Source organism: Vibrio sp. Vb0667 (genome assembly GCF_033391095.1).
The window spans coordinates 1-1,139 of the sequence record NZ_JAWPOL010000306.1; the positions used below are offsets into that span (position 1 = coordinate 1).

The window sequence follows — 1,139 nt, forward strand, 5'->3', positions numbered from 1 at the left end:
TGATGAGGCACACTCTAGAAATTTTGAGCGAGATTATAGAGAGATTTACTCAAAAAGCAATCGTTTGCTATTGGTGGCGGCACTAAAAAACGAGCCATTTGGCTCGCTTTAAGATTTACGCTTTGGAGTAGATATCACGCTCGCCTAGCCAGCGATCGATAATGGCGGCTGCATTGGTTGGGTAATTGTCGTGAATATGACGTGCAATACGTTGAACTTCGGGAATTAAGCGTTGATCTCGAACTAAATCGGCAATTTTGAAATCAGCCAAGCCTGTTTGTTTGGTGCCCAACAATTCGCCGGGCCCGCGGATCTCGAGGTCTTTCTGCGCAATAACAAAGCCATCGTTACTTTCACGCAGCACACCGAGTCGTTTTTGTGCGGTTTTCGACAGGGGGGCGTGGTACAGCAGGACACAGTGACTGGCAACAGAGCCTCGACCGACGCGGCCTCTTAACTGGTGTAATTGAGCCAAACCAAGGCGTTCAGGGTTTTCGATGATCATCAAGCTAGAGTTTGGCACGTCTACGCCAACTTCTATCACCGTCGTGGCTACGAGCAGGTGGAGCTTGTTGTCTTTAAACTCTTGCATGACAGCTTGCTTTTCGGCGGGCTTCATACGACCATGAACTAGGCCAATTTTTACATCTGGCAGTTTGCGCTGCAACTCTTCAGCGGTGTCTGCTGCGGCTTGAGCTTCCAACACTTCCGATTCATCGATCAGCGTACACACCCAATACGCTTGCTTGCCTTCGTTAAGACAAGCGTTTCGTACCCGCTCGACAATGTCGTCACGTTTGGTATCTGGAATGGCGACGGTTTGAATCGGCGTTCGGCCTGGTGGTAATTCGTCTATCACCGACGTTTCCAAATCAGCATACGCTGTCATTGCTAGTGTGCGAGGAATCGGAGTTGCCGTCATGATGAGCTGATGCGGATACGCGCCTTGTTTTGCCCCTTTCTCACGTAACTCTAATCGCTGATGGACGCCAAAGCGGTGCTGCTCATCAATGATGACTAAAGCTATGTGATGAAATTCCACATGTTCTTGGAAGAGGGCGTGAGTACCCACTATCATTTGCGCTTCACCGCTGGCAATGCGAGCCAGTTCCGTCTCTTTGGCTTTGCCCTTGAGCTTA

Annotated in this window: 1 protein-coding gene; it reads right to left on the bottom strand. The window is 49.7% G+C overall.

All coding sequences use genetic code 11. The annotated features are described in order from the left end of the window. Positions 1-115: 115 nt before the first annotated feature. Positions 116-1,139: ATP-dependent DNA helicase RecG (locus R8269_RS25485; RefSeq protein ID WP_318222947.1), on the bottom strand; the 1,024-nt coding region annotated here is incomplete at its 5' end.